The following is a 24,070-nucleotide window of genomic DNA, read 5'->3' as shown; positions in this document are numbered from 1 at the left end:
CCTAGACAGCCATTTGGAGAAGACCGCATGAGCGAACAAGGCACAACCCACGGCACGCAGCACGGGCCTCACTCGACTGACGATGCCGATAAACCGGATGATCTTGGCTTTGACCCTGACTCTCCTGACCTCGATGATCCTCAGGTGGACCCGCAAGGCCCCGCTAAACCGCCACGGGATGTAGAGAAGAACACCTGAAAGACACGTACCAAACAAAAGGCCCTGGTCGCTAAGATCAGGGCCTTTTACATGATGCGTCCATATCAGGGCGGGCTTTGCCGGTGGTGACCAGTGAACGTCAGGCTTGCGCCTGTTTGTCCATTTCAGCCTGCTTGGCCGCCTCGACACCCTTGGCCGAGAGCTTGATCGGGTAGTTGAGCGTCACCTCATGATCAGCATCGACACTTACGCTACCATCGTGGATCAGGCCATCGTCCTGCAGCGATTTCAGCATGCCGGCCACGGCTTTTTCACCGCGGTAGTTGTCCAGCAGCTCCTTGCCCAGGCCATGAGGGTGAGCATGGTTGAGTCGAGTCAGAATTTCGCTTTTCAGTGCGTCGTTACTCATGCTTGCCTCACTTGCCGTGATGGGTTTGCAGTGCCTTGGCTTCTTCCAGGTGCTTTTCAAGGGTAGGCAAGGTCTTGGCAGCGAATGCCTTGAGCTCAGCCTTGTCCGAAGAAGCGGCTTCCTTCTTGAACAGTTCGACGGTTTTCTCGTGAGCATCGACTTGATTGTTCACGTAGGACTTGTCGAAGGACTCGTCACGCCATTCCAGAATCACTTTCTTCACTTTGTCGGTAATGGCCGCGTCATCGGGTACCGAGATGTCCAGCTTTTTCGCGATGTCTGCCAGCTCCTGGTTGGCCTGGGTATGGTCGGTCACCATATGCTGGGCAAAGGTCTTGATCTCAGTGTTCTGGCTCTTTTCCAGGGCAAGCTTACCGGTCACGATCTCTGCGATGCCGGCTTCGGTAGCCGCGTCTACGAAGTCGTCCGAGCTAGCAGCAAAGGCGTGAACCGAAGCCATGCCCAGCACCATGGAAAGGCCGACGCGCTTGATGAAGAGATTGCTCATGTTTCACTCCTTAAACGATGGCGCGACATCAGTGTCGCGTACTGTTGAGGGCGCGCGCAGGCCAAAGGTTTCATCTTTTTTGCATCATCAGGGTGTGGCAGTGGTCAACTGCGTTGACGAAGAACGTGCAGGGGATGTGCATGCGAAGCGCCAGGCAGACCGACGAAGAAACAGCCCTTGCGCTGGCGGGCCAGGGGCGAGCGGTGGCCCTGTTTCGCCTGGTGCTGGCGTTCATGTTGGTGGTCATGACGACGTTCGCAGCCGTAGAGGGCTGGCGAATCTGGCGTGATTACCGGGACGCGTTCCACAATGCCGCGAACATGGTGACCAATCTGGCCCAGGCCACCGCACAGCATGCCGAGGACGCCATTCGCCAGGTCGATTCAATCAGCGCGGCGCTGGTGGAGCGGGTGGAGGGCGATGGGTTCGAGCACTTGGATCGCAAGCGCCTGCATGGGCTGCTCAGCCAGCAAGTACGCATCATTCCGCAACTTCACGGCCTGTTCATCTACGACAGCCACGGTCGCTGGCTCGTCACGGACCGGTCGGCAACGCCACCAGCTGCTAACAATGGCGACCGTGATTACTTCATCTATCACCGCGACCATCCTGACAGCGCCATTCGTATCGGTGCAGTGGTGCGCAGCCGCTCGACGGGTGACCTGATCGTACCTATTTCAAGGCGTCTGAATTTTCCGGATGGACGTTTTGCGGGGGTACTGCTGGGCACCATCAAGGTCGACTGGTTCGTGCGTTACTACGGAGAATTCAAGATCGACGAGCGTGGTGCGCTGGTGTTGGCCAAGCGCGACGGTACGATTTTGGTGCGGCGTCCATTCGTCGAGCCGCTGCTTGAACGCAACCTGGCCAACAGCGACATTTTCAAACACCACCTGCCATACGCTCCCCAGGGATTGGTCGAAGCGGTAGCCGTTGTCGACGGCACGCCGCGCCTGTATGCCTACCGAGCCTTGGCCAGCTACCCACTGGTGGTCGAAGCGGGCCTTTCTCGCGAGTCGATCATCGCCCCCTGGCGCCAGGACGCGATCAAATCGCTGCTCGTGTTACTGGTGCTGGTCATGGTCCTTGCGTTGTTCGGTTGGGTGGTCCTTCGCCAGGTGCGCGAACGCATCGTGATCGAGCGCGCCCTGCACCAGGCACACCAGACGCTCAAGACCCTCGCCTTGACCGACAGCCTGACAGGGTTGGGCAATCGTCGCAGGTTGGACGCGGTGTTCGAGGCCGAGCTGCGCCGTGCCCGACGACAGGCGTACCCTGTGTGCGTGGTGATGCTCGACCTGGATCACTTCAAGGCCTACAACGACCGTTACGGACATGGGGCAGGCGATCAGTGCCTGCAGCGCGTTGGCGAACTGCTGCGCCAGGCTGCCCAGCGTCCGGCAGACCTGGCGGTACGCTACGGGGGCGAGGAATTTACCTTGCTATTGCCCGACACGGATGTACGGGGAGCGAAGGTGTTTGTCGAGTCGCTGCAGCAAGCCCTGCGCAAGGAGATGATGGTGCATGCGGGCAGCCCACTTGGGATTGTTTCATTCAGTGCGGGTATTGCGGTGGCGGAACCCGCGCGCAGTGAACAGAGTGCGCAGCAGCTATTGGAAGCGGCAGATGCGGCCCTGTATGAAGCCAAGCGCCAGGGCCGGGACCGCTACGCGGTTGCTGATCCTGAAGTACGGCATGGGGATGCGGGCAGCCCGGCCTAGCCCCGGCAGGCACTGGCCTCACGCCTGAAGTTGCCAACGCACCGAACTGACGCCTTTCTCCAAGCTGACCCGGCTGACCAGCCGCTCCAACTGGGCTGGCGCCTGTGAGGTACCCAGTAGCTGGGCGCGCACCTCCAGCCGGGCCGGGTCTGCCAAGTCCTCGCTATGCAAGGACTGCAGGCGCAGTTGAGTCTCGCCGAAGCTGTGCAGCATCAAGCTGCGGACCTGAATTTCATCCTGGGCTCGACAGACGATACGCACCTCGAACTGCTGCTCCACCTCCGTGGCAGGCACCACCTCCTGGCGGTCGAGGCGCTGGGCAATATCGCGCAGCAAGATGTTGGCGCACAGCACGACCACTGCACCCAAGGTTGCTTCGAGTAGCAGCCCCAAGCTGCACAACACGCCAATGGCCGCGGTGCACCATAGCGTTGCGGCGGTGTTCAGCCCACGCACGTTGAAGCCGTCACGCATGATGACGCCGCCGCCCAGAAAACCGATGCCCGACACCACATAGGCCGCCACCCGGGAGGCATCGGTAGGTGCCATGCCCGGAACCGCCTGGGTCATCAGCACGAACAGGCAGGCACCCGTGCTGACCAGGCCATTGGTGCGCAGGCCAGTCAAGCGCTGACGCAGTTGACGCTCGGCGCCGATCAAGGCCCCTAGCAGCAGAGCGGTGCTGACACGCAGCAAGAATACGTTCCAATCCATAACAAACCTCTTCCGCGGGCACAGGCCCGCTTCAACGCCATCACTCAGGAGGGCGCGGTGGTAACAACCAGAGATGCGAAAGGACCACGGGAAAGGAGGGGGCGATGCTGTACATCGGCTACCTTGGCAACTCGGCCAGGCAGCATGGGAGACTGACTGGCTAGCGCGCTGCGTGGGCCTGTCGCAAGCGACTGGGGCTAGTGTCCAATGCAGGGCTCCTGTTGATGAATGCAAAAGTGCGGCGCGGACGATAAGCCCGACCCTTGATCAGGTCAAGGGTAAAAACATGACAATGGCTTCATCCGGAAAAGACTGACAAGCCGGCGGGTACGATGGAAAAATCCACGTTCAATGGTTAACCTTTTGCTTTTTACGGACCGTCACGGGCTGATTCATGCTGTTCAATATCCTCGTCCTGCTGGGCACACTGGTGGCCATGGAGGGTGTCGGCACCTTGGCGCACAAGTACATCATGCATGGCTGGGGCTGGTGGCTACATCGCTCGCACCACGAACCCCACCTGGGCGTGCTTGAAACCAACGACGTTTACCTGCTGGCACTGGCGGTCATTTCGCTGGCACTGGTGGCGGTTGGCAAGGCCGGGCACGCGCCATTGCAATGGGTCGGAGGCGGGGTGGCGGCTTACGGCGCGCTGTACGTGATTGCGCATGATGGCTTTTTTCACCGTCATTGGCCGCGCAAGATGCGCCCGGTGGGGCGCTACCTGACGCGCTTACACCGCGCCCATCGGTTGCACCATGCCGTCAAAGGGCGCGAGGGTGGTGTGTCGTTCGGTTTTTTCTACGCACCTCCGCTAAAGCGCCTGGTGCGCGAGCTGCGGCGCAACAGGGACGCCGGTCACTGAGATCTCACGCGCACAGGCGCTTTAGCTGAGCGAGTTCCCCCGCGATCCTACCGGTTCGGGCATACATTGCACTGTCTGGGTCTGCGCAGTAGCATGCGCGCTTTTCAGCCCAGGACTCGCTCTTCATGTCGTATCAGCAAGGTCTGCTTGCCACGCCCGTGCCGGTGCACGCGCGTCACCTGTTCTTTTCCATCGAGTCAACCGAGGCCGTGCCTGCGGCGTTAGACGCCTTGCTGGGCCATGTCGACGGCCTGCGTGTGACACTGGGTGTGGGCGCGCCGTTGGCAAAAGCGCTGAACGCTCACGTCGAAGGCCTGACCCCGTTCCCGCTGCTGGACGCCGCGGTCGAGAACCCCAGTACCCAGCACGCGCTGTGGCTATGGTTGCGGGGTGACGAACGCGGGGACCTGTATCTGCAGGCCCAGGCGCTGGAGCGCCTTCTAAGCCCGGCGTTCGCGCTGGTTGATCACGTTGATGGTTTCCTTCACCAAGGCGGCCGGGATCTGACCGGCTACGAAGACGGCACGGAAAACCCCAGTGGCGATGACGCCATCGAGGCCGCCATCCTGGGTGAAGGTGCGCCAGGGTTGCAGGGGTCGAGCTTCGCCGCATTTCAGCTGTGGAAGCACGACATGCAGTATTTCAAATCGCTGCCTCAGCAGGTGCAGGACAACATCATCGGCCGTCGCCTGAGCGACAACGAAGAGCTGGATGATGCGCCCGAGTCAGCGCATGTGAAGCGTACTGCCCAGGAAAGCTACGCGCCCGAAGCTTTCATGGTGCGTCGCTCGGTTTCCTGGGCTGACACCCGCGGTGCGGGACTGGCATTTGTGGCCTTGGGTACGTCTTTCACCTCGTTCGAGGTCCAGTTGCGCCGCATGAGTGGGATGGAAGACGGTGTGATCGATGCTCTGTATCAGTTCACCCGCCCGCTAACCGGAGGCTATTACTGGTGCCCGCCGATGACGCACGATGTTGTGGATCTGCGCCTGCTGTTGCAGGCTGAGCGTTAAACATCCAGATACACAAGATGATCGCAAGGCGTCTATGAAGAACTAGCATTGGATATTTCCGCTGTGTTACCGGAGAGTTCCTATGTATGGACGTCGGGAAGTCCTACGTGCAGGCGCTGCGATCGGTCTGCTGGCCGCCAGTCCCTGGCTGAGCGCAGCTGCACCGGCGAGCATGCTGTCGCGCCCCATCCCGTCAACGGATGAGCGACTGCCGGTGATCGGCGCTGGCACGTCAGGCAGCTTCGAAGTCGCGGCAGGCTCAGCGGACTATCGGCAGCTGTATCAAGTGCTTGAAGCCTTCTTCGCAGGTGGCGGGCGGGTCATCGACACCTCTCCCAATTATGGCGGAGCAGACAGTATCCTGGGGCAGTTGCTCGACGAAGGCGGATGGCACCGCCAGTGCTTCATTGCCACCAAGATCGCCGCCAACAGCCGCGCAGATGCCCAGGCCCAATGGGCCGGCACGCTGCGCAGCCTGCGCACGGACAGCGTGGACCTGCTACAGGTGCACAACTTGCGTGACTGGCAGCAGCAGTTACCTTATGCACGTGAACTCAAGCAACAGGGCAAGACGCGGTATGTGGGCATTACCCACTATCTGAACGCTGGGCACGATGAAGTGGCCGCAATCGTGCGCAGCCAGGCCCTGGACTTCATCCAGATCAACTACGCGGTCAATGCCCCCGGCGCTGCGCGTGAGCTTCTTCCCCTGTGCCGTGACAAGGGTGTGGCGGTGCTGATCAACCGCGCCTTCGATGACGGTCGTCTGTTCGCCACGGTCAAGGACCGCGCGCTTCCAGAATGGGCACAGGAGCAGGGCATCGGTAGCTGGGCACAGCTGTTCCTGAAGTTCGCCCTCAGCCACCCGGCGGTCACCGCCGTCATACCGGCTACTGGCCGACTGGACCGTCAACTGGACCAGCTCAAAGCAGGGCAGGGCCCGTTGCTGACCCAAGCGCAGCAGCAAGCGCTCATCGAGCAGTTCTCCTGACATCATGGTGACGTGGCGGCAGCGCCTGCAGCGGATGCTGGACATGCGGCCCGGGGAGGCGCCAGCCGTTCTGGCAGGCAGCCTGCTGTTCTTCATGCTGTTCACGGGTTATTTCATGCTGCGGCCCGTACGTGAAACCATGGGCGTTGCCGGTGGTGTCGAAAACCTGCAATGGCTGTTCACCGGTACCTTCATCGCCACTGTGGTATGCCTGCCTGTGTTTGGCTGGCTGGCCTCCCGTGTACGACGCCGGTACATACTGCCTTGGACCTATGGCTTCTTCATCTGCAACTTGCTCGCCTTTGCCGCGTTGCTGGCACGCCACCCCGACGGGCCTTGGGTGGCACGAGCGTTTTATATCTGGTTGTCGGTATTCAATCTACTGAGTATCTCACTGGCCTGGAGTGTGCTTGCCGACTTGTTCAGCACCGAGCAAGGCAAGCGCCTGTTCGGTGTAATGGCAGCAGGAGCAAGCCTGGGCGGGCTGAGCGGGCCGCTGCTCGGCACACTGCTGGTGGCGCCTCTTGGACACTCCGGTTTGTTGACGCTCGCGGCGATACTGCTGCTGGGCAGCGTACTGGCCGCCTGGGTGTTGCAGCATTGGCGTACGACTAACCCTCTACCGACCCGCGAAGCCCCCCATGAAGGCCGCGCGCTGGGTGGCAATCCGTTTTCAGGCGCAGCGGCGGTGATGCGTACGCCGTATTTGCTCGGGATCGCCGTGTTCGTCGTGCTGCTGGCCAGTGTCAGTACATTCCTCTATTTCGAACAGGCCCGCATCGTCAGTGAAACCTTTACCGACCGCACTCGCCAGACGCAGGTGTTCGGCGCCATAGATGCAATCGTTCAGGCACTGGCTATTCTGACGCAGCTGTTTCTCACCGGTCGACTCGCCCGACGCCTGGGTGTGAGGGTATTGCTGGTGGCAGTGCCCCTGGCCATGGCCGCTGGGTTCGTATGTTTGGCCTTGTCACCTGTCTTCGTTTTGTTCGTCATCGTGATGGTCGTACGGCGTGCCGGCGAGTACGCCCTGGTACGGCCAGGACGCGAGATGCTGTTCACGGTGGTCAGCGCCGAAGACAAATACAAGGCCAAGAACTTCATCGACACCGTGGTGTATCGAGGCGGTGACGCGGTCAGCGGTTGGATAAAGCGGGGCCTGGACCTTATCGGGGACCATCCACAAGTGGCCATGTTGATCGGGGCGACACTCGCCGTTAGCTGGGCCGCAACCGGTCATTGGCTAGGTGGCCAGCAGGGCCGACGGGACAAAACGCCAGGCCGGTGACGGGGACGCGAACTATTGGGCATACCCTTGTTTAACGCCGTTTGTCCGAAGCCTTCTCGATAATGCGAATCCTGGCGGACGTCCGGACTCCCAATTCATGTACGGCATTGGCGCCGTGCATTCCGAAGTCATAAGAGGTTTCAGATCATGGCCACTAAAGACAATAGCCGTAGCGGTAACCAGCAGGGCAGCCAAGGCGGTAGCAAAAATTCGGGCAACTTCGCCAATGACCGCGAGAAGGCTTCCGAAGCCGGCAAGAAGGGGGGCCAAGCAAACGCTGGCCACTCCAGCGAGTCGGGCCGCAGAGGCGGCAAGTCATAAGTGAAGCCTTGCAGTGCCAGGCCCGCCTGGCACTGCGTTTACTCGAGCAAGGAGCCGCCCATGCGCACATTCCCACTGATCACACTTATGGGCGCCTTGACCATCGTCGGCGGTTGTTTTGACCGCGACAATAATCACCCCGGCAAGGATTCCGATGCCAGCAAGCCGTCCTTGCAGATGCAAAAACCCGATGAAAACGCTGCACCCCGTTCTGCGCCAGCCCCTGAGCCGATGACAGGGCAGAAAGCCAATCAATAATACGCGCACGAGGAATATGCCATGACGGTCATGACCCGCCAGACCGCCGCGATGGTCCAAGCCCCATCTGTCGCCCCCAGCCTGAAGGACCGTTACCACGCCTTGCTCGAGGGCCATGACACCAGCAGCCGGGCCTGGCTTGATGCCCAATTGGAGCAAGCTCAGGACATGCCTGACGACTTGCCAGATGATCCGGCGCAACTCGACGCCTGGAGTTTGCAACACGCTGCCGGTGTGGCCGAGGGCTACAAAGCCTATCTGGATCAGCGCAAGCAGGGCGGCCCGCGGCGTTTTTTTGCTAACCGGGCCCAGGCCTTGTGGTTCCTGCAACAAGTTGAGCCCACTAAGGTTGTAGACGGTGCCTGGCTGTTCAGTGCTTTGCGGGAATGGCAAGATCCACGCTATCACGGTCTTATCCGTACGTACCTCGAAGAACTGGGCAGCGGTGATCCTCGCTGCAACCATGTATTAATCTACCAGCGCCTGATGAGCCGGCTCGGCTGCCTGGAGCGTCCGGACCTGGAGGATGGTCGCTACTTGCAGGCATCCTTGCAATTGGCGCTCGGCGAGTATGGCCAGGACTATCTACCCGAAGTGATTGGCTACAACCTTGGCTATGAACAGCCGCCTTTGCATCTGCTGATTACAACGTACGAATTGGCAGAGCTGGGTATCGACGGATTTTACTTCCAGCTGCATGTCACCATCGACAATGCCGCCAGCGGGCATGCCCATCTGTCGCTCCAGGCGCTGCGCCAATTGTGCCCGGCCGATGACGTGGCGGGTTTTTATGAGCGCGTCCGTCGGGGCTACCGGCTCAATGATCTGGGGATCAGCACCCCTGCGCTCATCGCACGTTTCGACTTGGAAGCAGAGCTGCTCCAGGCCCTGGAACACAAGCGCAATTTCGGTCAGTTCATGCATTCGGACCACTGCCGTCTGCAAAAGCGCACCATTAATCAGTGGCTGGCCGAGCCGGGCGCCATGCCGGCCTTTCTTGAAGCCATGCAGGCCCAAGGCTGGATTCGCCGAGGCGAGGCTCCCGAGCAAAGCCGCTGGTGGAAACTGATCGAGGGGCCGACCGCGCCCATGTATGGTGTATTTACCGCCTACGAGAAGCAGTTGTGGCACGACTGGATCGCCGCAGGGTCGCAATCGCGCATTCGCCGGGTGCTACCGGGTACCTGGGAGGCATCCCTGCAATTGCAGGACCAGACGTCGAGTAATCGACGGCCGTGCACTGCGGACTACGACATGGATACGCTGATCGGTGCCATGTCCGGCAACAAACATGCGACGCCCGAAGGATTGGTCGCGACCCGGGCTTACATACAGGCCACTGGCCTGCTCCAGGAAGGATCTCACTGATGCCCCTCGATTCATCTCAGACAGCCGCAGACCAGGCCTTACTCCAGTTGGGTAAGCGCCTTCGCGCCGATGGTTATCATTTTACCTGCGTGACACCCGCAACCCATGCTTTGGTCAACGCCCGGCCAGGCGCCGAGAAGGCCTGCACCGTCCGCGATGTGTTTGGTTGGAGTCGGCCGTTTGCCGCCTCGATGCTGTCGGACGATGAGCTCGACCTGATGAAAACCGCCGGCGTAGTGAACACTCATCGAGACCTGCTGGCCAGCACCGTCCGTTGGTCGACCCTGGACGGGGTGATGCTGGTGCACTCGGCTTACCCTACGCAGGCCAGCGATGCGGTGTTCTTTGGCCCTGACAGCTATCGTTTCGCCCATGTGATCCAGGATCACCTGCAATCGACCCTCAAGCGCATTGAGCGTGCGGTGGACATCGGCTGTGGCACAGGGGTGGGCGCATTGGTGATCGCCCGGGCTGCGCAGCATGCACAGGTAACCGCTGTGGACATCAATCCCAATGCATTGCGTTTTACTGCGGTCAATACAGCCCTCGCCGACGTCAGTAATGTCTCTGTTCAACACAGCAATATTCTCCAGGACGTGACGGGTCAGTTCGACCTGATCGTGGCCAATCCTCCCTACATGCTTGATGACGGGGAACGCACGTATCGTCATGGCGGAGGATCGCTTGGGGCTGACTTGTCGCGTCGCATCATCGAGCAGAGCCTTGCGCGACTGACCGTGGGGGGATCACTGTTGCTCTATACCGGCGTTGCCATCGTTGAGGGGCAGGACGCTTTGCTCGAAGGCGTTCGCGAGCAACTGGCCGGCCCTGAATTTTCCTGGGTCTATCGAGAGATCGACCCTGACGTGTTCGGCGAGCAATTATTGGAGCCAGGCTATGAGCGAGTCGAACGTATTGCGGCTGTGGCACTGACGGTTACGCGCAATCGGTGATGGTACAGGATTGAGCGATATCCAGATGTGCCCCATGGGGCGCACAGCGGTCTCCGGGGTTCGGTATCACATCACACATTTCATATTTACCGCTGCTTGCAAGGGCGCTCTGGCCGGGTGCCTCTTTGGCAGTCCGGCCTTCGTACGTAGGTGTTTGATTTCACCACCGGTTCAATGAGAATAGCGGGATCCATCACCGTTGTGCCAAGGACCGTAACCATGATGCTGACCCCGCTGTTCCCACGTGTAGCCCTTGAAGACACGCTGTTCGTCTTCGCCTTGGAGGCAGAGGCGGGTGGTTTGTTCGGGCATATGAATACGGTCTTCACCGGCATTGGCAAGGTCAACGCGGCGATTGCACTCACCCGCGCCGTTACCACGCGCAGGCCCAGGCTCATCGTCAATCTCGGTTCGGCAGGCAGTCGGCTGCATGGTAAGGGCAGCCTGGTGTGCTGCACACGGTTCGTCCAGCGTGACATGGACGTCACGCCCCTCGGGTTTGCGCGCTACGAAACACCGCTGTCCGACATCCCTGTCGTGCTCGAGCATGGGCTGGCCATTTCAGGTTTACCCGTAGAAACCTGTGGCACCGGGGACAACTTCGAGATCAGCCACGGTGATGCACCTTATGACGTGGTCGACATGGAGGCCTACGCGCTGGCGCTCATCGCACGCTCCGAGAACATCCCGTTCGTGTGTCTGAAATACATCTCGGACGATGCCGGGAGTGATGCGGCCAGCGACTGGTCCGTGCAGGTGCACTTGGCGGCCGAAGCCTTCAAGCGGGTGCTCTTCAATCCTGGCTGAGTTTCTGTCCAATGGCTGTGTTAGCCACCCAGCGCTGCGGTTAAACCTTTGCCCAAGTAGCGCAGTCACTTGAGGTATCAGCAGATCACTCAGGGAGCATGTCAATGGCCAGGGCAATCTGGAAAGGCGCCATCAGTTTCGGTTTGGTACACATACCCGTGGCGCTCAATTCCGCCGTCAGCAGTGAACGCGTTGATTTCGACTGGCTGGACAAGCGCAGCATGGACCCGGTGGGCTACAAGCGCATCAACAAGGTCACTGGGAAGGACATTGACAAGGAAAACATCGTCAAGGGCGTGGAGTACGAGAAGGGCCGCTATGTGGTGATCAGTGAACAGGAGATCCGCAAGGCGCGCCCGGAAGCCACCCAGACGATCGACATCTTTTCGTTCGTGGATGCGGGGGACATTCCCCTTCAGCACTTCGATACCCCTTACTATCTGAGCCCTGACCGGCGTGGGGGCAAGGTCTACGCGCTCTTGCGCGAAACGCTGGCTACCACCGGCAAAGTGGCCTTGGCGACAGTCGTACTCCACACCCGCCAGCACCTTGCACTCATCCGGCCCCTGGACGAGGCCCTGGTGATGATCACGTTGCGCTGGCCAGATGAGGTGCGTGGGCTCGACACGCTCGAACTGGACACTACAGTGACCAAGGCCAAAGTGGACAAACGAGAGCTGGATATGGCCAAACGTCTGGTTGAAGACATGGCCGGCACCTGGTCACCGGACGAGTATCATGACGCGTTTCGAGACACGATCATGGAACTGGTTGCCGAAAAGGCCAGCAAGGGCAAGATCGAGACGGTGGAAAAAGGCGAGGACACCAGCGGCGAGAAGGGCGCAGATATCATCGACCTCACCGAGCTGCTCAAGCGCAGCCTCGGCGGCAAAGGCCCTGCGCCTTCCAAAAAGAAACCTGCTGCCGCGAAGAAGCCCGCCAAACGCACGCGCAAGGCTTCCTGACGGCAGTCACAAGTGCTTGGCCTGCAGCTGCTCCTGCAGGCCGGCCAGGTAATCGCCAAACCCTTCGCGTGCGCGACACTCGCGTCGGCTGCTGGTAGCCACACTGTGCCCGGCTGACCAACTGATCGGTACCCCCAGCGCTTCCAGGTCCCGGACCAGACGCACATCCTCGTGGGCCGCCAGAGGCTGGAACCCGTCGACGCTCTGATAGGCCTGTGCGCTCACGCCGAGATTGGCACCATGGATATGACGATGACCATCACGTGCCTCGTAGCGGCTCAGATAGAGTTTGCGCAACGCAGCGGTTTGCCAAGGCTGCCAGTGGCTCACATGGACCGTACCGCACACGACTTCAGCGCCGCATTCGAGCTGTGCCGTCAGCCAGTGGGCAGGGACCTGGCTGTCTGCGTCTGTGCAGGCGAGCCAGGTCGCACCGCGCGCGAGCATCCATTCGGCACCCGCGCGCCGGGCCATACCGACGTTGCCAGCTTCAATCGCGAAGGTGTGTGCTCCGTGGCGCTGTGCGACGGCGGCGGTGCCGTCGGTACAGCGATCCAGAACCACCAGAATGGCGACGTGATGACCTGCCGCCGCAGCGTATTGGGCAGCAGTCGAGGCGGCCTTCAGGCATCGTCCCAGACGCCGGGCCTCGTTGTGGGCCGGAATGACGACGCCGATCATACGCACGTCTCGTCAAGGTCTACCACGCTGGGTTGGTTGGACCAGTAGGCCATGATGAAGTCGGCCTCGTCGTGGCAGAACACCGGGTATAGCGGCAGGTGTTTGGACAGCATCCGATGCACCTCGCGCCCGTCCTGCGGACACCCGGCGATGGGATGCTTCCAGTGGCACGCCAACAGGCCCCCATCATAGGACAGGCTAGCAACAGACTGCTCGATCACCTGCAACCAGTCGGTGGGATCAAGGTAATACCCCACTTCGCTGAGCACGATCAGATCGAAACGCCCGCCCGGCCAGTCGGCAGGCAGGCGAGCGCGTTCTACCCGTGCGTGGCGGATATCGGCCAGGCGATCGGTGGCCAGGCCCACGGCTTTCGGGTCGAGGTCCTGGCACACCAGCTCGGCACAGCGCTCGGCGAGCAGCACACTGAGTTCGCCATTGGCGCAGGCCGGCTCGAACACACGCTCGTAGCACTGCCGGGGGAGGCTGGCCATGACCAGGTCGCGCTTGCGTTTTTCATACCAGCGGGTACGAAAAGCCCAAGGGTCTTCATTGGCGGCATACAGGTCGGCAAAATATTGGGCATCGATACTCATGGCAGATCCTTTTACAAGAAGACCAGTTCGAAGGGCTGTAGCACGCAGTCCAGCAAGTTGGGGCGTAGCACCGGCGGTGTACAACCGTCAGGTTCGAACTGGCTGACGTGTGCAGCGATGGCTTTGCGCTTGCGCCCCACCTGATCCTCATTGAGTTGCAAGCGGTGCGCACGTTCCCAGGGCAGACGTGGATCCTCGGGTTGGCCCCAGTGCCATGCCCATACGGGGACTTCCACCAACTGGGCCTTACGCGCCAACGCTGCCTGCGCGCCGGCCCGGCCTACCGCCTCGTGATCGCAGTGGCCGTCACCGCGCCAGGTTGTCATCAGCACATCTTCCGGGCGCAGCAGCTGAGTCAGGTGGCTAACCAGAAAGGCTTCCTCCCTGGCCAGTTGACTGTCCTTCAGGTGCAGGCGGCGCCAATCGATGCGCTTGGGGTCCAGCCCGAGCTGCTCGATGGCCTTGCGGCTTTCTTGCGGCCGGTCGCGACGCAGGCGATGCTCTGTCCAGCGAGTCGAGCCAGGATGGCTGCCTTCGCCGTCGGTCGCCGAGATCAGCACCAGGTCCTCTTCGCGCCCTGCAAAATCGGCCAGCAGACCACCGGCCATGAGAATCTCGTCATCTGGATGTGGGGCGATCAGTACCAGGCGTCGACCCGGTGGGCAGAGCTGCTGGGCAGAGACCCAGGTGGCCCGGGCCAGGTGGGCCGAGTGCTGCCACGCTGACCAGGGCGTGCCGTCATTGGACTGGATCAGGTCTTCACTCATAGCTGCCATGCTCCGGAAGAAAGCTGTGCGATCTGCGCGCCGAGTGCTGCAAGGTCTCGTTCGGCGTGACTCTGACGAATGAACACTGGCAGGTCAGCGCTCAACCGCGCAAAGTGTGCATTACGGCAAAACGGTGTTGCGCCCAACGCGCGGCCTACATGTCGCATGACGTGCTCCACGGCGTGTTCGACGTGGGCGCGCACGCGCTGCACGATGAGACTGGCATCGGCGCGTGGATTGCGATCGATCCAGGCGGCACATTCACGTAATGCCGCCCGAGCGCCGCACAGGGCGGCATCCACGGCGCCCAGGTGCGCATCGGCGTGGGGGTCCGGTTTGGGCTTGCGGCAATGCTCGCGCAGGTAGTCGGCCAGCGCTTCGGCCGCCCCATACCAACAGGCGGCGATGCCCGCGCCGCCGTGCCAGAAGCCAGGCCTTGATAAATACTCGCCCGCCGTACCGACCACCATACCCGGCGTGTCGTTGAATTCGACCTCGACGCTGGCGGTGCTTGCCATGCCTACGGCCTGCCAGTGCTCGATATTCAGACCCAGGGTTGGGTCGGCCAAGCGGATGGCAACCAGCTGCGGTTGACCCGACTCGTCCCAGGCGGTGATCAAGGCCTGGTCGATTTGCAAGGCGCCCGAACACCACGCCTTCTTCCCGGCAAGGCGAACGCAATCTCCGTCTCTGGATGCAACGACGGCGCGAGCATCCGGCGGCTCTGCGGCCCACACACCCCAGATCCCATCGCCTACAAGATGGCCAGCGCCACATTCGGCCAGAATCGCCAAAGCGTCAGTGTGGCCCTCATAGAGCTTGGCCAAAGCCAGGTCACAGCCGGCCAAGCGCGACAACGTCTGCCAGCGCTCCAGCGTCCTGCCGTGACCCGGGCGCGGTAGGACGTCCAGGCACTGGGACCGCAAGGTTTTCATCAACTCGAGTGACTGGGTATCGACATTGAGGGGCTGCAGCCGCTCCTCGTACGTGCGCAACAAGCGGTCCAACGGGGTGAGGTCGTGGTCCTGAGGCATGCTCATGCGCGAAACTCCCTGTAGCGGTAGACGTCGGCCATCACGTGAGGCCAAGTTGTTTGCGCATCCGCGCCGTGATGGATTGACGGGTCTTGCTCATGTCGGCCCAAGGGTCCTGGGCATCGGCCAGTCGCTCGCCAACGGTGGCGATGGTCCACTGGTTGGCCCCCTTGAGCTGCGCCAGCTCTTCACGCCAGACGGGGACTGAAACCGGCAAGCCCTCGCGAGCACGCAGCGAATAGGCACACACCGTGGTGGCGCCTTTGCCATTGCGCAGGTAGTCGATGAAGATACGGCCCACACGGTTCTTGGGGCCGGACACCGCGGTGAGCCGATCAGGGAACAGTTTTGCCAGGTAGGTGACGATGGCGTGACTGAAATCCTTGACGTCGTCCCAGCTCGCTTTTCTCGTCAGCGGGACAACAAGGTGGATACCTTTGCCCCCGCTGGTCTTGATGAACACCTTCAGACCCAGTTCGTCCAGCAGGGTCAAGGTCAGCTGCGTGGCCTCCAGCATCGCTTTCCAGGGCAGGGCCGGGTCTGGATCCAGGTCGAGCACGAAACGATCTGGCCGGTCGAAGTGTGTGTCCGTGGCGTTCCAGGTGTGCAGTTCGAGCATGTTCATCTGCACAGCGCCCAGCAAGGTGTCGGGGCGGTTGATCACCATGGCGGCTTGGCCGGCCTGCTCTTTGTCGTATGTACGCACGTTTGGAATGTGCAGCTGACCAGCGTTCTTCTGGAAAAACAGTTCCCCGGCGAGGCCGTCTGGCGCGCGTACGAGCGCAACCGGCCGGTGCTTGAGGTGCGGCAAGATCCATTGGCTGACCTGGGCGTAGTATTCGACGACGTCGCGCTTGGTCATGCCTGAGGTGGGATCGATCACGCGATCAGGGTGGGTCAGGCGCAGGTCGCCCAGCGTCTCGGCGTCCTTGGCCGCCTTGCGCTTATGGACGGTCTTGCTCGGCATCGCGCGCTCCAGGTCGATAGCAGTGGCCGGCTTGTCGTCGCGCAAGCCGTGAAATACCGCGTGGCGTACTACACCGTCACGCGTCATCTGGGCAAAAGCGATCTCGGCCAGCAAGGTGGGCTTGAGCCAATGTACACCGCGGGCCTCGGCTCCAGTGGGAGGGTTGGCCACAGGGGGGCTGGCGGTCTGCAGGGGTTCGAGTCGTGCGTGCAGTTTATCCAGCGTGGTGGTACTGAAGCCGGTGCCGACCTTGCCGGCGTAACGCAGCGTGCCCCCGTCGCCCTCGTGCAGAGCCAACAGCAAGGCGCCAAACCCATTGCGGCTCCCCTTGGGGTCGGTATAGCCCACTACCACGAACTCTTGCCGCCGCTTGCACTTGAGTTTGATCCAGTCGGCGCTGCGCTTGCCTGTGTAGCTGCTGTCGGCGCGCTTACCTATCAGGCCTTCAAGGCCCAGCGTACAGGCGCTTTCAAGCAACGCTTCGACCGGCTCGTCGAAGTCTGCGGAGTAGTTGAGGTTGTCCGCAGTGTTGTGCTCGAGCAAACGCTTCAACGCGTCGCGTCGCTGCTGCAAGGGAAGGGCGCGTAGATCCTGGCCGCCCAGGAACAGCAGGTCGAAGACGTAATAGGTTATTTGTTCATCATGAGCGGTATCGAATGCATTCTGCAGGACCTGGAAATCTGCAACCCCTTGATCGTCATTGACGACCATCTCGCCATCGAGCCACGCAGAGTCCACACCTAATGCGCGTAGCGCAGCGACCTGGCCGGGCATTTTGGCGCTCCAGTCATGACCATTGCGGGTGTAGAGCCGTACATCATCGCCCTCAATGCGCGCAAGGATGCGATATCCGTCGTACTTCACCTCATACCGCCACTCCCCGGAAGGCGGTGAATCGACCAACGTGGCTAACTGCGGCTGTAGGTGGTCTGGTAGTTTACCGGACTTGGACTTGGACTTGGCGGCCTGCTTGGCCGGGGCAGGCTTACTTTTAGCCTGTTTGGCCGTCTTCGCAGAAGGCTTGGGGGTCAATGTCCGGTCGCTCAGCACGCTGTCGGGCTGTTCCTCGACGATACTGTACTGCGCCTCACTGCGGGCCTGGCTGTCGTTTGACTTGACCAGCATCCACTGCTCTTTCTTGCCTGCCAGCCGTGTTCGGAACAGGTTCCACATGCCAGCGAGCTTCTCGCCTTGCAGACGAAAGCGCAGCTTTCCTTTCTCGTACCCCTCACGCGGATCACCGTCCGGTTCCCAGACGCCACGGTCCCAGACGATGACATCGCCGCCACCGTAGTGACCTTCCGGAATATGGCCTTCGAACGTGGCGTAATCGAGCGGATGGTCTTCGACATGCACGGCCAGGCGTTTGACTTTCGGATCCAAGGAAGGGCCTTTTGGAATCGCCCAACTTTTAAGCGTGCCGTCGAGTTCCAGCCGGAAATCATAGTGAAGATGGCTGGCGTCATGCTTCTGAATGCAGAACTGTAAGGCGTGGGCCGCTTTGGTGCGGCCGGATTTGCCGCTCGGCTCAGGCGTGGCGTTGAAATCGCGCTTGCGCGCGTATTCCTCGAGGGGCTTGGCCATGGGAACTCCAGAACCTGCGCTGTCTTGGTCTTGGGAGGTGGCGAACAGCGCTGGAGTTCAAAAAACCGCCGGTAGCCGCGTAAAACTCTGAATCTTCCTGGGTGCAGAGCAGTCGACTTTGGGTAAGCCAACTGATGGAGAGGCGTAATGTCCAGACCCGATGAACCCAAAGCCTATACCCCGACCGAGATTGATGACATCGAGGATCGAATGGGCAGCGTGCATGAGCTGAACTTCAGTGATCGCCTTGATGACCGTCAGGGACGGGTAGGTGATGAGCGGCCAGAAAGTGAAGTGGAGCAGGAGTTTCCGGAAGAACGGGTGCGCCAGAGCGGCTTGACCGGCGGCGAGGCACTGACCGACAGCCTGCATGAGGACGGCGTCACCGATGACGACCTGAGCCCGGACACGCTGCTGGATGAGACCGGCGCCCGAGATCCTCATGAGCCTGGATATGGCGGCCCTGCCGATCAGGCCCTGACCGAAGTAGACGCGATGGAAATCGGCGGCGGCCGTGGCCTTGACGAAGCAGAACTGGCCCGCACCAACCCGCTTGACGGGAAACCGTGGACTGATGATGCAATTGAAGAAGACGAAAGGAGCTGATCATGAGCGAATTACGCTGCGCTTGTACCGAGTGTTCCTGCACGGTGAGCACCTTGCCGCAGAATGGCAAGGCCTACTGTTGCGAAGCGTGTGCAACCGGACACCGCAACGGCGAGCCATGCCGCATGCCAGACTGTACCTGTGGCAAGGTCGAGCAAAAGAAGGAAACCAGTGTGGACAATGCACTGGATGAGACTTTCCCTGCGAGCGATCCTATTTCGCCGTGAGGGATATTGAGCCGGGTCTGCTCGGGCAGACCCGGCCTGTTCAACCTGCTTTGCATTGTTTGTGATAGCTAGCGAATTTCCGTGTGTGGGCGCGGCCTCGCCGGCGCCCCGGCAAGACCGCTCCAAGGAGCTGAGCTAAGTCGGGATCTGCGCTATCCCTGCTCTACTTACCTGTCAATCATGTTGGTGCTGCCGAGTCTTGCCGGCGCATGGCCTTGGCGCGCTTCTCCAGCACGAGGTAGGTGATGACCGCCAACACCAGCGGTATCAGGTAGTACAAGGTTCGATAGGCCAATAGGGCTGCAACCAGGCTGCCTTGTGGAATCTGTCCTTGGAGCAAGCCTAGGAATACCGTCTCCAGCACCCCGAGCCCTGCCGGTATGTGGGCCACTACACCGGCCACGCAGCTGATCAACAGCACCCCCAGAATGGAGGGATAGAATGCCTGATCTGGCAGCAGCCAGAAGATCAGCAGCGCCATCATTGCCCAGTTGCTGGCACCCAAGGCCACCTGGCATAGCGCAAGGCGCAGCGAGGGTAACGTCAGTTCATGTTCGCGCCAGCGCCAAGTGCGTTTTTTGGCAAAACCGCAGGCTAGCAGGTAGCCGATCGAGATGGCCAGCAACGCAAAGCCAATCAGCTGCAGCCCGGTGGTGCCGACGGCCCAGTTTGCCGGCAACTCAACCAGGCGCATTGCAAACACGCCGCCTGCCAGCAGCATGTAGCCCATCCAATTGGTCAATAGCCCCAAGGTCAGGATGCGTGTGATGGTGGGGGTATCGAGCCCGAGCCTGCCATATAACCGATAGCGCAACGCGACCCCGCCTACCCAAGTGGTGAAATTGAGGTTGAAGGCGTAGCACACGAAAGCGATCGGCAGCACTTGCCGCACCGGCAGCTTGTGACCGGTATAGGCACGAGCCAACAGGTCATAGCTGGCGAAGATCAGGAAGCTCATCAGTGCCATGACCAACCCGACAGCCAATGTGCCGGGCTTGTAGGCCAACAGCGATTCACGTACCTCGTTCCAGTCCAGGTTGCGCGCCAGCGTGAACAACAACGCCGGGATCAGGATCAGGAACAGGACCGTGAACAGACGCTTGGCCCACACTTGCCAACGTTTTCGTTCCATCAGGTGTTGCCCTCGTGCAGGTTGCCTTGGGTCTCCACCGCTTGCCCGGGCGTCTTCAGACGCTTGCGATGCGCAGGTAGCCAGCCGGCAATGCGCGGGAAATGACGTATGACATGGAAGCTCAAGAAGATCAGCGGCGCCCGCCACCAGTAGCCGCGGATCATTCGCTCAAGGGTGACCGTCTTGCACTGTTCGCTGGCCAGCGACTGCAAATGGTCGTGGAGCTGTTGGTTGAAGGCGCGGCTGCGGATGAACAGGTTGGCTTCAAGGTTGAACGACAGGCTCAGCGGGTCGAGGTTGCTCGAGCCGACCGTGGACCATTCGTCGTCCACCAGCGCGACTTTGCCGTGCAGGGGGCGTCGGCAATACTCATGGATCCGCACCCCATCGCGAAGCAGGTAGTTATAGAGCAGGCGAGCCAGCGTACGCACCCACCACATGTCCGGCTCACCTTGCATGATGAGGGTCACTTCAACCCCTCGACGCGCGGCGTTACGCAGTTCGCGCAATAGGCGATAGCCTGGGAAAAAATAGGCATTGGCTACCACTATGCGCTTACGAGCGCCACGCAGGGCTTCGAGGTAATACGCTTCGATCGCTGTGCTGCGTTGGCCGTTGTCCCGCTCTACCATCACGGCGGTGATGTCGCCAGTGGGGTCGGTAACCGGGCGCACCTCGCTTGGGGGCTCCAGCACCGGCGACATCAGTCGACGGCTCACGGCATGCACCTGGGCGACCACTGGACCGGTGACCTCCACGGCGTAGTCCTGCTTGGCCATCGGCCCATAGTCGCCGAGATGATCGGCGCTATAGTTGATGCCGCCAATGAACGCACGCTCCCCGTCGATCACGACGATTTTGCGATGCAGGCGGCGGAACAGGTTGGTGCGCAGGCCAGCCAGACGAGGCTGGGGATCGAACAAGTGAAACCTCACCCCCGCTTCGGTCATCGCTCCGATGAATTCAGCTGACAGGTCAGCGGTGCCATACCCATCGGCAACCACTTCGACACGAACCCCGCGTTGCGCTGCCTCGATCAGGGCACGCTGCAACTGATGGCCAACCTTGTCCTCGTAGATGATGAATGTCTCAAGGAGAATTTCATCGCGCGCCTGGCCCATGGCCTCGAAGACTCGCGGGTAGAACGCCTCACCATTGATCAACAGCTCGACGCTGTTGCCATCGACCCAAGGTCTTTTCACACGTTGATCTCCGCAGCCAAGGGGGCGTGGTCGGACAGGTGCGACCACGGATAGTTGGATAAAACCTTTGCAGCATGGGGCATGGCATTGCGCACGTAGATCCGGTCGAGCCGAAGCAGCGGCAGGCGCGCGGGAAAACTGCGGGCCGGCGAGCCGAAACGCTCGCCAAATGCCTCAATCAGGCGCTCTGACAACACGGCATCGGCCTTCAAGCGCCAGTCATTGAAATCCCCGGCGATGATCACGGGCGCCTTGGCAGGCAGGCGGTCGAGCAACTCGAACAGCAAACTCACCTGTTTCTGGCGGTGTGCCTCCCGTAGCCCCAGGTGTACACAGATTGCATGCACCTCGTCATGGCCCGGCACCTCCAGTTGACAGTGCAGCAGACCTCGCTGTTCGTTTCCCTCGACCGATACGTCGAGGTTCTCTGAACGTACGATTGGGAATTTGGAGAGCAAGGCGTTGCCGTGATCGCCATGGGGGTAGACGGCGTTGCGCCCATAGGCGAATTGCGGCCACATGCTGTCTGCCAGAAACTCGTACTGGGGCGCCTCCGGCCAGGCGGGATGGCTGATCGCATGCTGCTGATGGCTGCCATGCACTTCCTGGAGAAACACCAGGTCGGCGTCTGTGGCACGTACCGCATCGCGCAGCTCTGGGAGGATGAAGCGGCGGTTGAAGAAGGTGAAGCCTTTGTGCACGTTGAGCGTCAGCACGTTCAGGCGGTGCACGGCGGTGATTTTGTCGATGATGCAGTTTGGCGCGGGGAGTGTAGGGTTCACAGCTTAACCTCCGGCTCGGCGCCCGGCTCGGTCATCAATTCGTGGTCCAAGTGCATCTTTTCCAGCAGTCGGCGCGCGTCGTAAGGGGCATGGACTTTCTGATCGTTATCGAAATAGCAGTACACGTCACGCGTTGGGCACCGGGGTGGCGGCCCTTGTACGATCAGATGTGCGTCGTCGGGCTGGCTTCCCTCAGTCCACTGTTCGATACGTTTCTTCCAGCGGCGAAGCGCGCTGACGGTATACCCGCTGCTATAGAGTTCGACATCGCCATGCAGGCGCATATACATGAAGTCTGCGGTGACGTCTTCGACGTAAGGCCACTTACCCGCGCTGTCGGCCACCACCAAGGCAACGTTGTGCTGGCGCAGCAGTTCCACGAAGCGATCGCACAGGAAGCTTTCGTGGCGTATTTCCACCGCATGGCGTAGGGGTGCATTCCCGCTTATCTGCGTACCGCCGTTACCTTGCAGGCGTTGCTCGCAGCCATTGGCGCTACGTTTGGCAGCGGCTCGGTCACGCGGTAGCAACTGCAGAAATGCACCGAATCGCTCAGCGTCGAAGCGCATGTTGGCAGGGAACTGCCATAAGAAAGGGCCGAGCTTGTTGCCCAGAAGAAGCGGCCCGGAAGCGAAGAAATTGGCCAATGGCGTATCGATGTCCTTGAGTCTGCGGATGTGGGTGATGTATCGCGGTGCCTTGACGGCGAAGACGAAGTCATCGGGTGTGGCGTCATGCCAGGCTTGATAGCGTTCGGGCGTTTGCAGGCTGTAGAACGAGCCATTGATCTCGATGGTCGTGACCGCCCTCGATGCGAAGGCCAGTTCGTCATCCTGGCGCAGGCCCTTGGGATAGAAATCCCTGCGCCAAGGGCCGTATCGCCATCCTGAAATGCCAATGCGTACCTCGCTCACGCTGCCTCCTATCGCATCTCCATTCCATTCACCATTGCGACCAGCGCAGTGGCAGGAGGGTTCAGGCGCAGTTGATCAATGGCGGTGGCCGGGGGTGGAATTGAACTTTGCAGATGAGCTCGATTCCATTTTTAGACAGGCAGGGTGGTGACCGACGCTCTGTATCGACACTTCTTGGAGGTGCGCATGGCCAGACACATCATCCATTTCACCGGCCCTATCAATTCTTCTACCTGCGGCAACCTGATCAACACCTGTACCAAGGCTGTGAACCAGGGGGCCGAGGTGGTGCAACTGAATGTCGCCACCATGGGCGGCGAGTGCAGCTACGGGTTTACCTTATACAACTACCTGCGGACTTTGCCTGTCACTGTGCACACGCATAACCTTGGCACGGTGGAGTCGATGGGCAACATCCTGTTTCTGGCCGGCGAGCGCCGCACCGCGTGCACGTACAGCAAGTTCCTGTTCCATCCCTTCCACTGGACGCTACACGGTTCCATCGACCACTCTCGGATGGCCGAATATGCAATGAGCTTGGATTATGACTTGCGCCTGTACGCCCAGATTGTGGCTCAGCGCACGGAAGGCGCGGCGCAGGCGCTTGACGTGCCCCGCTACCTGATGGCGGCCCCACGGATCCTTGGCCCACAAGAAGCTCTGGACAGCGGGATGATTCATGCGATCGACGATTTGCCGATTGAGGCGGGCGACTGTCAATGGAGCGTGCACGCCTAAAGCGGCACGCCTGTACTCCAGATAGCAGCCAGTCGAGGAGGGCGTCAGCGAACAGACGCCGCAGTAGCCGCGTCACACTCGAGCAACGAGCGAATCAACTTCCTGATGTCTTGCTTGAGCGTGCTGACGTTTTCGAAATGCGCGAACTGAAAGTCAGCGATCTCATGCAAGGCGCAAGGCTGGGGCGCTTCATCAAACTCGGCCTCGAAGACATAGTGCATGCGCTGGGGCGTCTCGTGGCGCATCAGCAGCGTGAAATTGTGGGCCTGCAGACCTGTCTCCTCTAGCAATTCACGCTGGGCCGCCTCAAGCGGCGTCTCACCAGGCTCAACTTTGCCACCTGGCAGCGTCCAAGGGGCGTTTTGCTTGCGAACCCATAGCCATTTATGAGCGTGTTTGCCATGCCGACAGATAATGGTTGCGCGGGGCTTGGCAGATTTCATGGGTACTCCGGCGAATCACATTCCTATGAGGAATTAGTCGCCGAGAACCGTAAAAAA

Annotated in this window: 28 protein-coding genes; 15 read left to right on the top strand and 13 right to left on the bottom strand. The window is 60.7% G+C overall.

The window, feature by feature from the left end:
* The first annotated feature begins 27 nt into the window (after positions 1-27).
* Positions 28-198, top strand: coding sequence for a DUF6021 family protein (locus PFU01S_RS22360; RefSeq protein ID WP_169738687.1), 171 nt, complete (start codon positions 28-30; stop codon positions 196-198).
* 100 nt (positions 199-298) lie between these two features.
* Here PFU01S_RS22360 and PFU01S_RS09505 read toward each other — a convergent pair whose 3' ends face one another.
* Together PFU01S_RS09505 and PFU01S_RS09500 are read right to left on the bottom strand one after the other, a co-directional pair.
* Positions 299-568, bottom strand: coding sequence for a hypothetical protein (locus tag PFU01S_RS09505; RefSeq protein WP_028687518.1), 270 nt, complete (start codon positions 566-568; stop codon positions 299-301).
* 7 nt (positions 569-575) lie between these two features.
* Positions 576-1,076: a DUF4142 domain-containing protein gene (locus tag PFU01S_RS09500; RefSeq protein ID WP_028687519.1), complete on the bottom strand. Its 501-nt coding sequence runs from the start codon at positions 1,074-1,076 to the stop codon at positions 576-578.
* A 140-nt stretch (positions 1,077-1,216) separates the two neighbouring features.
* On the opposite strand from PFU01S_RS09500, the gene PFU01S_RS09495 reads away from it, so the two are divergent.
* Positions 1,217-2,797, top strand: a complete 1,581-nt coding sequence (locus PFU01S_RS09495) for a sensor domain-containing diguanylate cyclase (protein ID WP_033737017.1) — start codon at positions 1,217-1,219, stop codon at positions 2,795-2,797.
* An 18-nt stretch (positions 2,798-2,815) separates the two neighbouring features.
* Here PFU01S_RS09495 and PFU01S_RS09490 read toward each other — a convergent pair whose 3' ends face one another.
* Positions 2,816-3,511, bottom strand: a complete 696-nt coding sequence (locus PFU01S_RS09490) for an MgtC/SapB family protein (protein ID WP_028687520.1) — start codon at positions 3,509-3,511, stop codon at positions 2,816-2,818.
* A 394-nt stretch (positions 3,512-3,905) separates the two neighbouring features.
* On the opposite strand from PFU01S_RS09490, the gene PFU01S_RS09485 reads away from it, so the two are divergent.
* From PFU01S_RS09485 to ku, 10 genes are all read left to right on the top strand, one after another.
* Positions 3,906-4,376 carry a sterol desaturase family protein gene (locus PFU01S_RS09485; protein ID WP_027915609.1) on the top strand — a complete coding sequence of 157 codons (471 nt, stop codon included), beginning with the start codon at positions 3,906-3,908 and terminating at the stop codon, positions 4,374-4,376.
* 125 nt (positions 4,377-4,501) lie between these two features.
* Positions 4,502-5,389, top strand: a complete 888-nt coding sequence (locus PFU01S_RS09480) for a Dyp-type peroxidase (protein WP_027915608.1) — start codon at positions 4,502-4,504, stop codon at positions 5,387-5,389.
* A gap of 82 nt (positions 5,390-5,471) precedes the next feature.
* A complete protein-coding gene (locus tag PFU01S_RS09475) occupies positions 5,472-6,380 on the top strand; it encodes an aldo/keto reductase (protein WP_028687521.1) in 909 nt (302 codons plus the stop codon).
* A gap of 4 nt (positions 6,381-6,384) precedes the next feature.
* Positions 6,385-7,668, top strand: coding sequence for an NTP/NDP exchange transporter (locus PFU01S_RS09470; protein ID WP_028687522.1), 1,284 nt, complete (start codon positions 6,385-6,387; stop codon positions 7,666-7,668).
* Between the two features lie 147 nt (positions 7,669-7,815).
* Positions 7,816-7,989 (top strand): con-10 family general stress protein, encoded by a 174-nt coding sequence (locus PFU01S_RS09465; RefSeq protein ID WP_028687523.1) that lies wholly within the window; start codon positions 7,816-7,818, stop codon positions 7,987-7,989.
* A gap of 60 nt (positions 7,990-8,049) precedes the next feature.
* A complete protein-coding gene (locus PFU01S_RS09460; RefSeq protein ID WP_028687524.1) occupies positions 8,050-8,247 on the top strand; it encodes a hypothetical protein in 198 nt (65 codons plus the stop codon).
* A 21-nt stretch (positions 8,248-8,268) separates the two neighbouring features.
* Positions 8,269-9,615: an iron-containing redox enzyme family protein gene (locus PFU01S_RS09455; RefSeq protein WP_028687525.1), complete on the top strand. Its 1,347-nt coding sequence runs from the start codon at positions 8,269-8,271 to the stop codon at positions 9,613-9,615.
* Positions 9,615-10,568, top strand: a complete 954-nt coding sequence (locus PFU01S_RS09450) for a methyltransferase (RefSeq protein ID WP_028687526.1) — start codon at positions 9,615-9,617, stop codon at positions 10,566-10,568. The genes PFU01S_RS09455 and PFU01S_RS09450 overlap by 1 nt, the downstream gene beginning before the upstream one ends.
* A gap of 219 nt (positions 10,569-10,787) precedes the next feature.
* Positions 10,788-11,375, top strand: a complete 588-nt coding sequence (locus PFU01S_RS09445) for a 5'-methylthioadenosine/S-adenosylhomocysteine nucleosidase family protein (RefSeq protein ID WP_027915601.1) — start codon at positions 10,788-10,790, stop codon at positions 11,373-11,375.
* Between the two features lie 104 nt (positions 11,376-11,479).
* The gene (gene ku, locus PFU01S_RS09440; protein ID WP_028687527.1) at positions 11,480-12,340 is read left to right on the top strand and encodes a non-homologous end joining protein Ku; all 861 of its coding nucleotides are present in this window, start codon (positions 11,480-11,482) and stop codon (positions 12,338-12,340) included.
* A 6-nt stretch (positions 12,341-12,346) separates the two neighbouring features.
* Here the strand turns inward: ku and PFU01S_RS09435 are convergent, their stop codons facing one another.
* The 5 genes from PFU01S_RS09435 to ligD are packed head-to-tail and all read right to left on the bottom strand — an operon-like array spanning position 12,347 to position 17,969.
* Positions 12,347-13,021 (bottom strand): glycosyltransferase family 2 protein, encoded by a 675-nt coding sequence (locus tag PFU01S_RS09435; RefSeq protein WP_028687528.1) that lies wholly within the window; start codon positions 13,019-13,021, stop codon positions 12,347-12,349.
* Positions 13,018-13,617 (bottom strand): class I SAM-dependent methyltransferase, encoded by a 600-nt coding sequence (locus tag PFU01S_RS09430; RefSeq protein WP_027915598.1) that lies wholly within the window; start codon positions 13,615-13,617, stop codon positions 13,018-13,020. The genes PFU01S_RS09435 and PFU01S_RS09430 overlap by 4 nt, the downstream gene beginning before the upstream one ends.
* An 11-nt stretch (positions 13,618-13,628) precedes the next feature.
* Positions 13,629-14,384 carry a PIG-L deacetylase family protein gene (locus PFU01S_RS09425; protein WP_027915597.1) on the bottom strand — a complete coding sequence of 252 codons (756 nt, stop codon included), beginning with the start codon at positions 14,382-14,384 and terminating at the stop codon, positions 13,629-13,631.
* Positions 14,381-15,424 carry an acyl-CoA dehydrogenase family protein gene (locus tag PFU01S_RS09420; RefSeq protein ID WP_028687529.1) on the bottom strand — a complete coding sequence of 348 codons (1,044 nt, stop codon included), beginning with the start codon at positions 15,422-15,424 and terminating at the stop codon, positions 14,381-14,383. The genes PFU01S_RS09425 and PFU01S_RS09420 overlap by 4 nt, the downstream gene beginning before the upstream one ends.
* Before the next feature lie 34 nt (positions 15,425-15,458).
* Positions 15,459-17,969: a DNA ligase D gene (ligD, locus tag PFU01S_RS09415; protein ID WP_028687530.1), complete on the bottom strand. Its 2,511-nt coding sequence runs from the start codon at positions 17,967-17,969 to the stop codon at positions 15,459-15,461.
* A gap of 147 nt (positions 17,970-18,116) precedes the next feature.
* Between ligD and PFU01S_RS09410 the strand changes: the two genes are divergently transcribed.
* The gene (locus PFU01S_RS09410; RefSeq protein WP_027915594.1) at positions 18,117-18,575 is read left to right on the top strand and encodes a hypothetical protein; all 459 of its coding nucleotides are present in this window, start codon (positions 18,117-18,119) and stop codon (positions 18,573-18,575) included.
* 2 nt (positions 18,576-18,577) lie between these two features.
* Positions 18,578-18,802 carry a metallothionein gene (locus PFU01S_RS09405; protein ID WP_027915593.1) on the top strand — a complete coding sequence of 75 codons (225 nt, stop codon included), beginning with the start codon at positions 18,578-18,580 and terminating at the stop codon, positions 18,800-18,802.
* A 178-nt stretch (positions 18,803-18,980) separates the two neighbouring features.
* On the opposite strand, the gene PFU01S_RS09400 is transcribed toward PFU01S_RS09405, so the two are convergent.
* Genes PFU01S_RS09400 through PFU01S_RS09385 form a run of 4 tightly spaced genes read right to left on the bottom strand, consistent with a single transcriptional unit; the run spans position 18,981 to position 22,832 of the window.
* Positions 18,981-19,934 carry a lysylphosphatidylglycerol synthase domain-containing protein gene (locus PFU01S_RS09400; RefSeq protein WP_028687531.1) on the bottom strand — a complete coding sequence of 318 codons (954 nt, stop codon included), beginning with the start codon at positions 19,932-19,934 and terminating at the stop codon, positions 18,981-18,983.
* Positions 19,934-21,136: a cardiolipin synthase ClsB gene (gene clsB, locus PFU01S_RS09395; RefSeq protein WP_027915591.1), complete on the bottom strand. Its 1,203-nt coding sequence runs from the start codon at positions 21,134-21,136 to the stop codon at positions 19,934-19,936. The genes PFU01S_RS09400 and clsB overlap by 1 nt, the downstream gene beginning before the upstream one ends.
* Entirely contained in the window at positions 21,133-21,918 is a 786-nt protein-coding gene (locus PFU01S_RS09390) for an endonuclease/exonuclease/phosphatase family protein (protein WP_028687532.1), read from the bottom strand. The genes clsB and PFU01S_RS09390 overlap by 4 nt, the downstream gene beginning before the upstream one ends.
* Entirely contained in the window at positions 21,915-22,832 is a 918-nt protein-coding gene (locus PFU01S_RS09385) for a DUF72 domain-containing protein (protein WP_027915589.1), read from the bottom strand. The genes PFU01S_RS09390 and PFU01S_RS09385 overlap by 4 nt, the downstream gene beginning before the upstream one ends.
* A gap of 186 nt (positions 22,833-23,018) precedes the next feature.
* Here PFU01S_RS09385 and PFU01S_RS09380 point away from each other — a divergent pair, with 186 nt between their 5' ends.
* Positions 23,019-23,570: an ATP-dependent Clp protease proteolytic subunit gene (locus PFU01S_RS09380; protein WP_027915588.1), complete on the top strand. Its 552-nt coding sequence runs from the start codon at positions 23,019-23,021 to the stop codon at positions 23,568-23,570.
* Positions 23,571-23,614: 44 nt separating this feature from the next.
* Here the strand turns inward: PFU01S_RS09380 and PFU01S_RS09375 are convergent, their stop codons facing one another.
* Positions 23,615-24,013, bottom strand: a complete 399-nt coding sequence (locus tag PFU01S_RS09375; protein ID WP_028687533.1) for an NUDIX hydrolase — start codon at positions 24,011-24,013, stop codon at positions 23,615-23,617.
* Positions 24,014-24,070 lie beyond the last annotated feature (57 nt).

The sequence above is a fragment of the Pseudomonas fulva NBRC 16637 = DSM 17717 genome, assembly GCF_000730565.1.
In the GTDB taxonomy this organism is placed as follows: domain Bacteria; phylum Pseudomonadota; class Gammaproteobacteria; order Pseudomonadales; family Pseudomonadaceae; genus Aquipseudomonas; species Aquipseudomonas fulva.
Note: the sequence above shows the minus strand (reverse complement) of the source record. Positions and strands in the feature narration are given on the sequence as shown.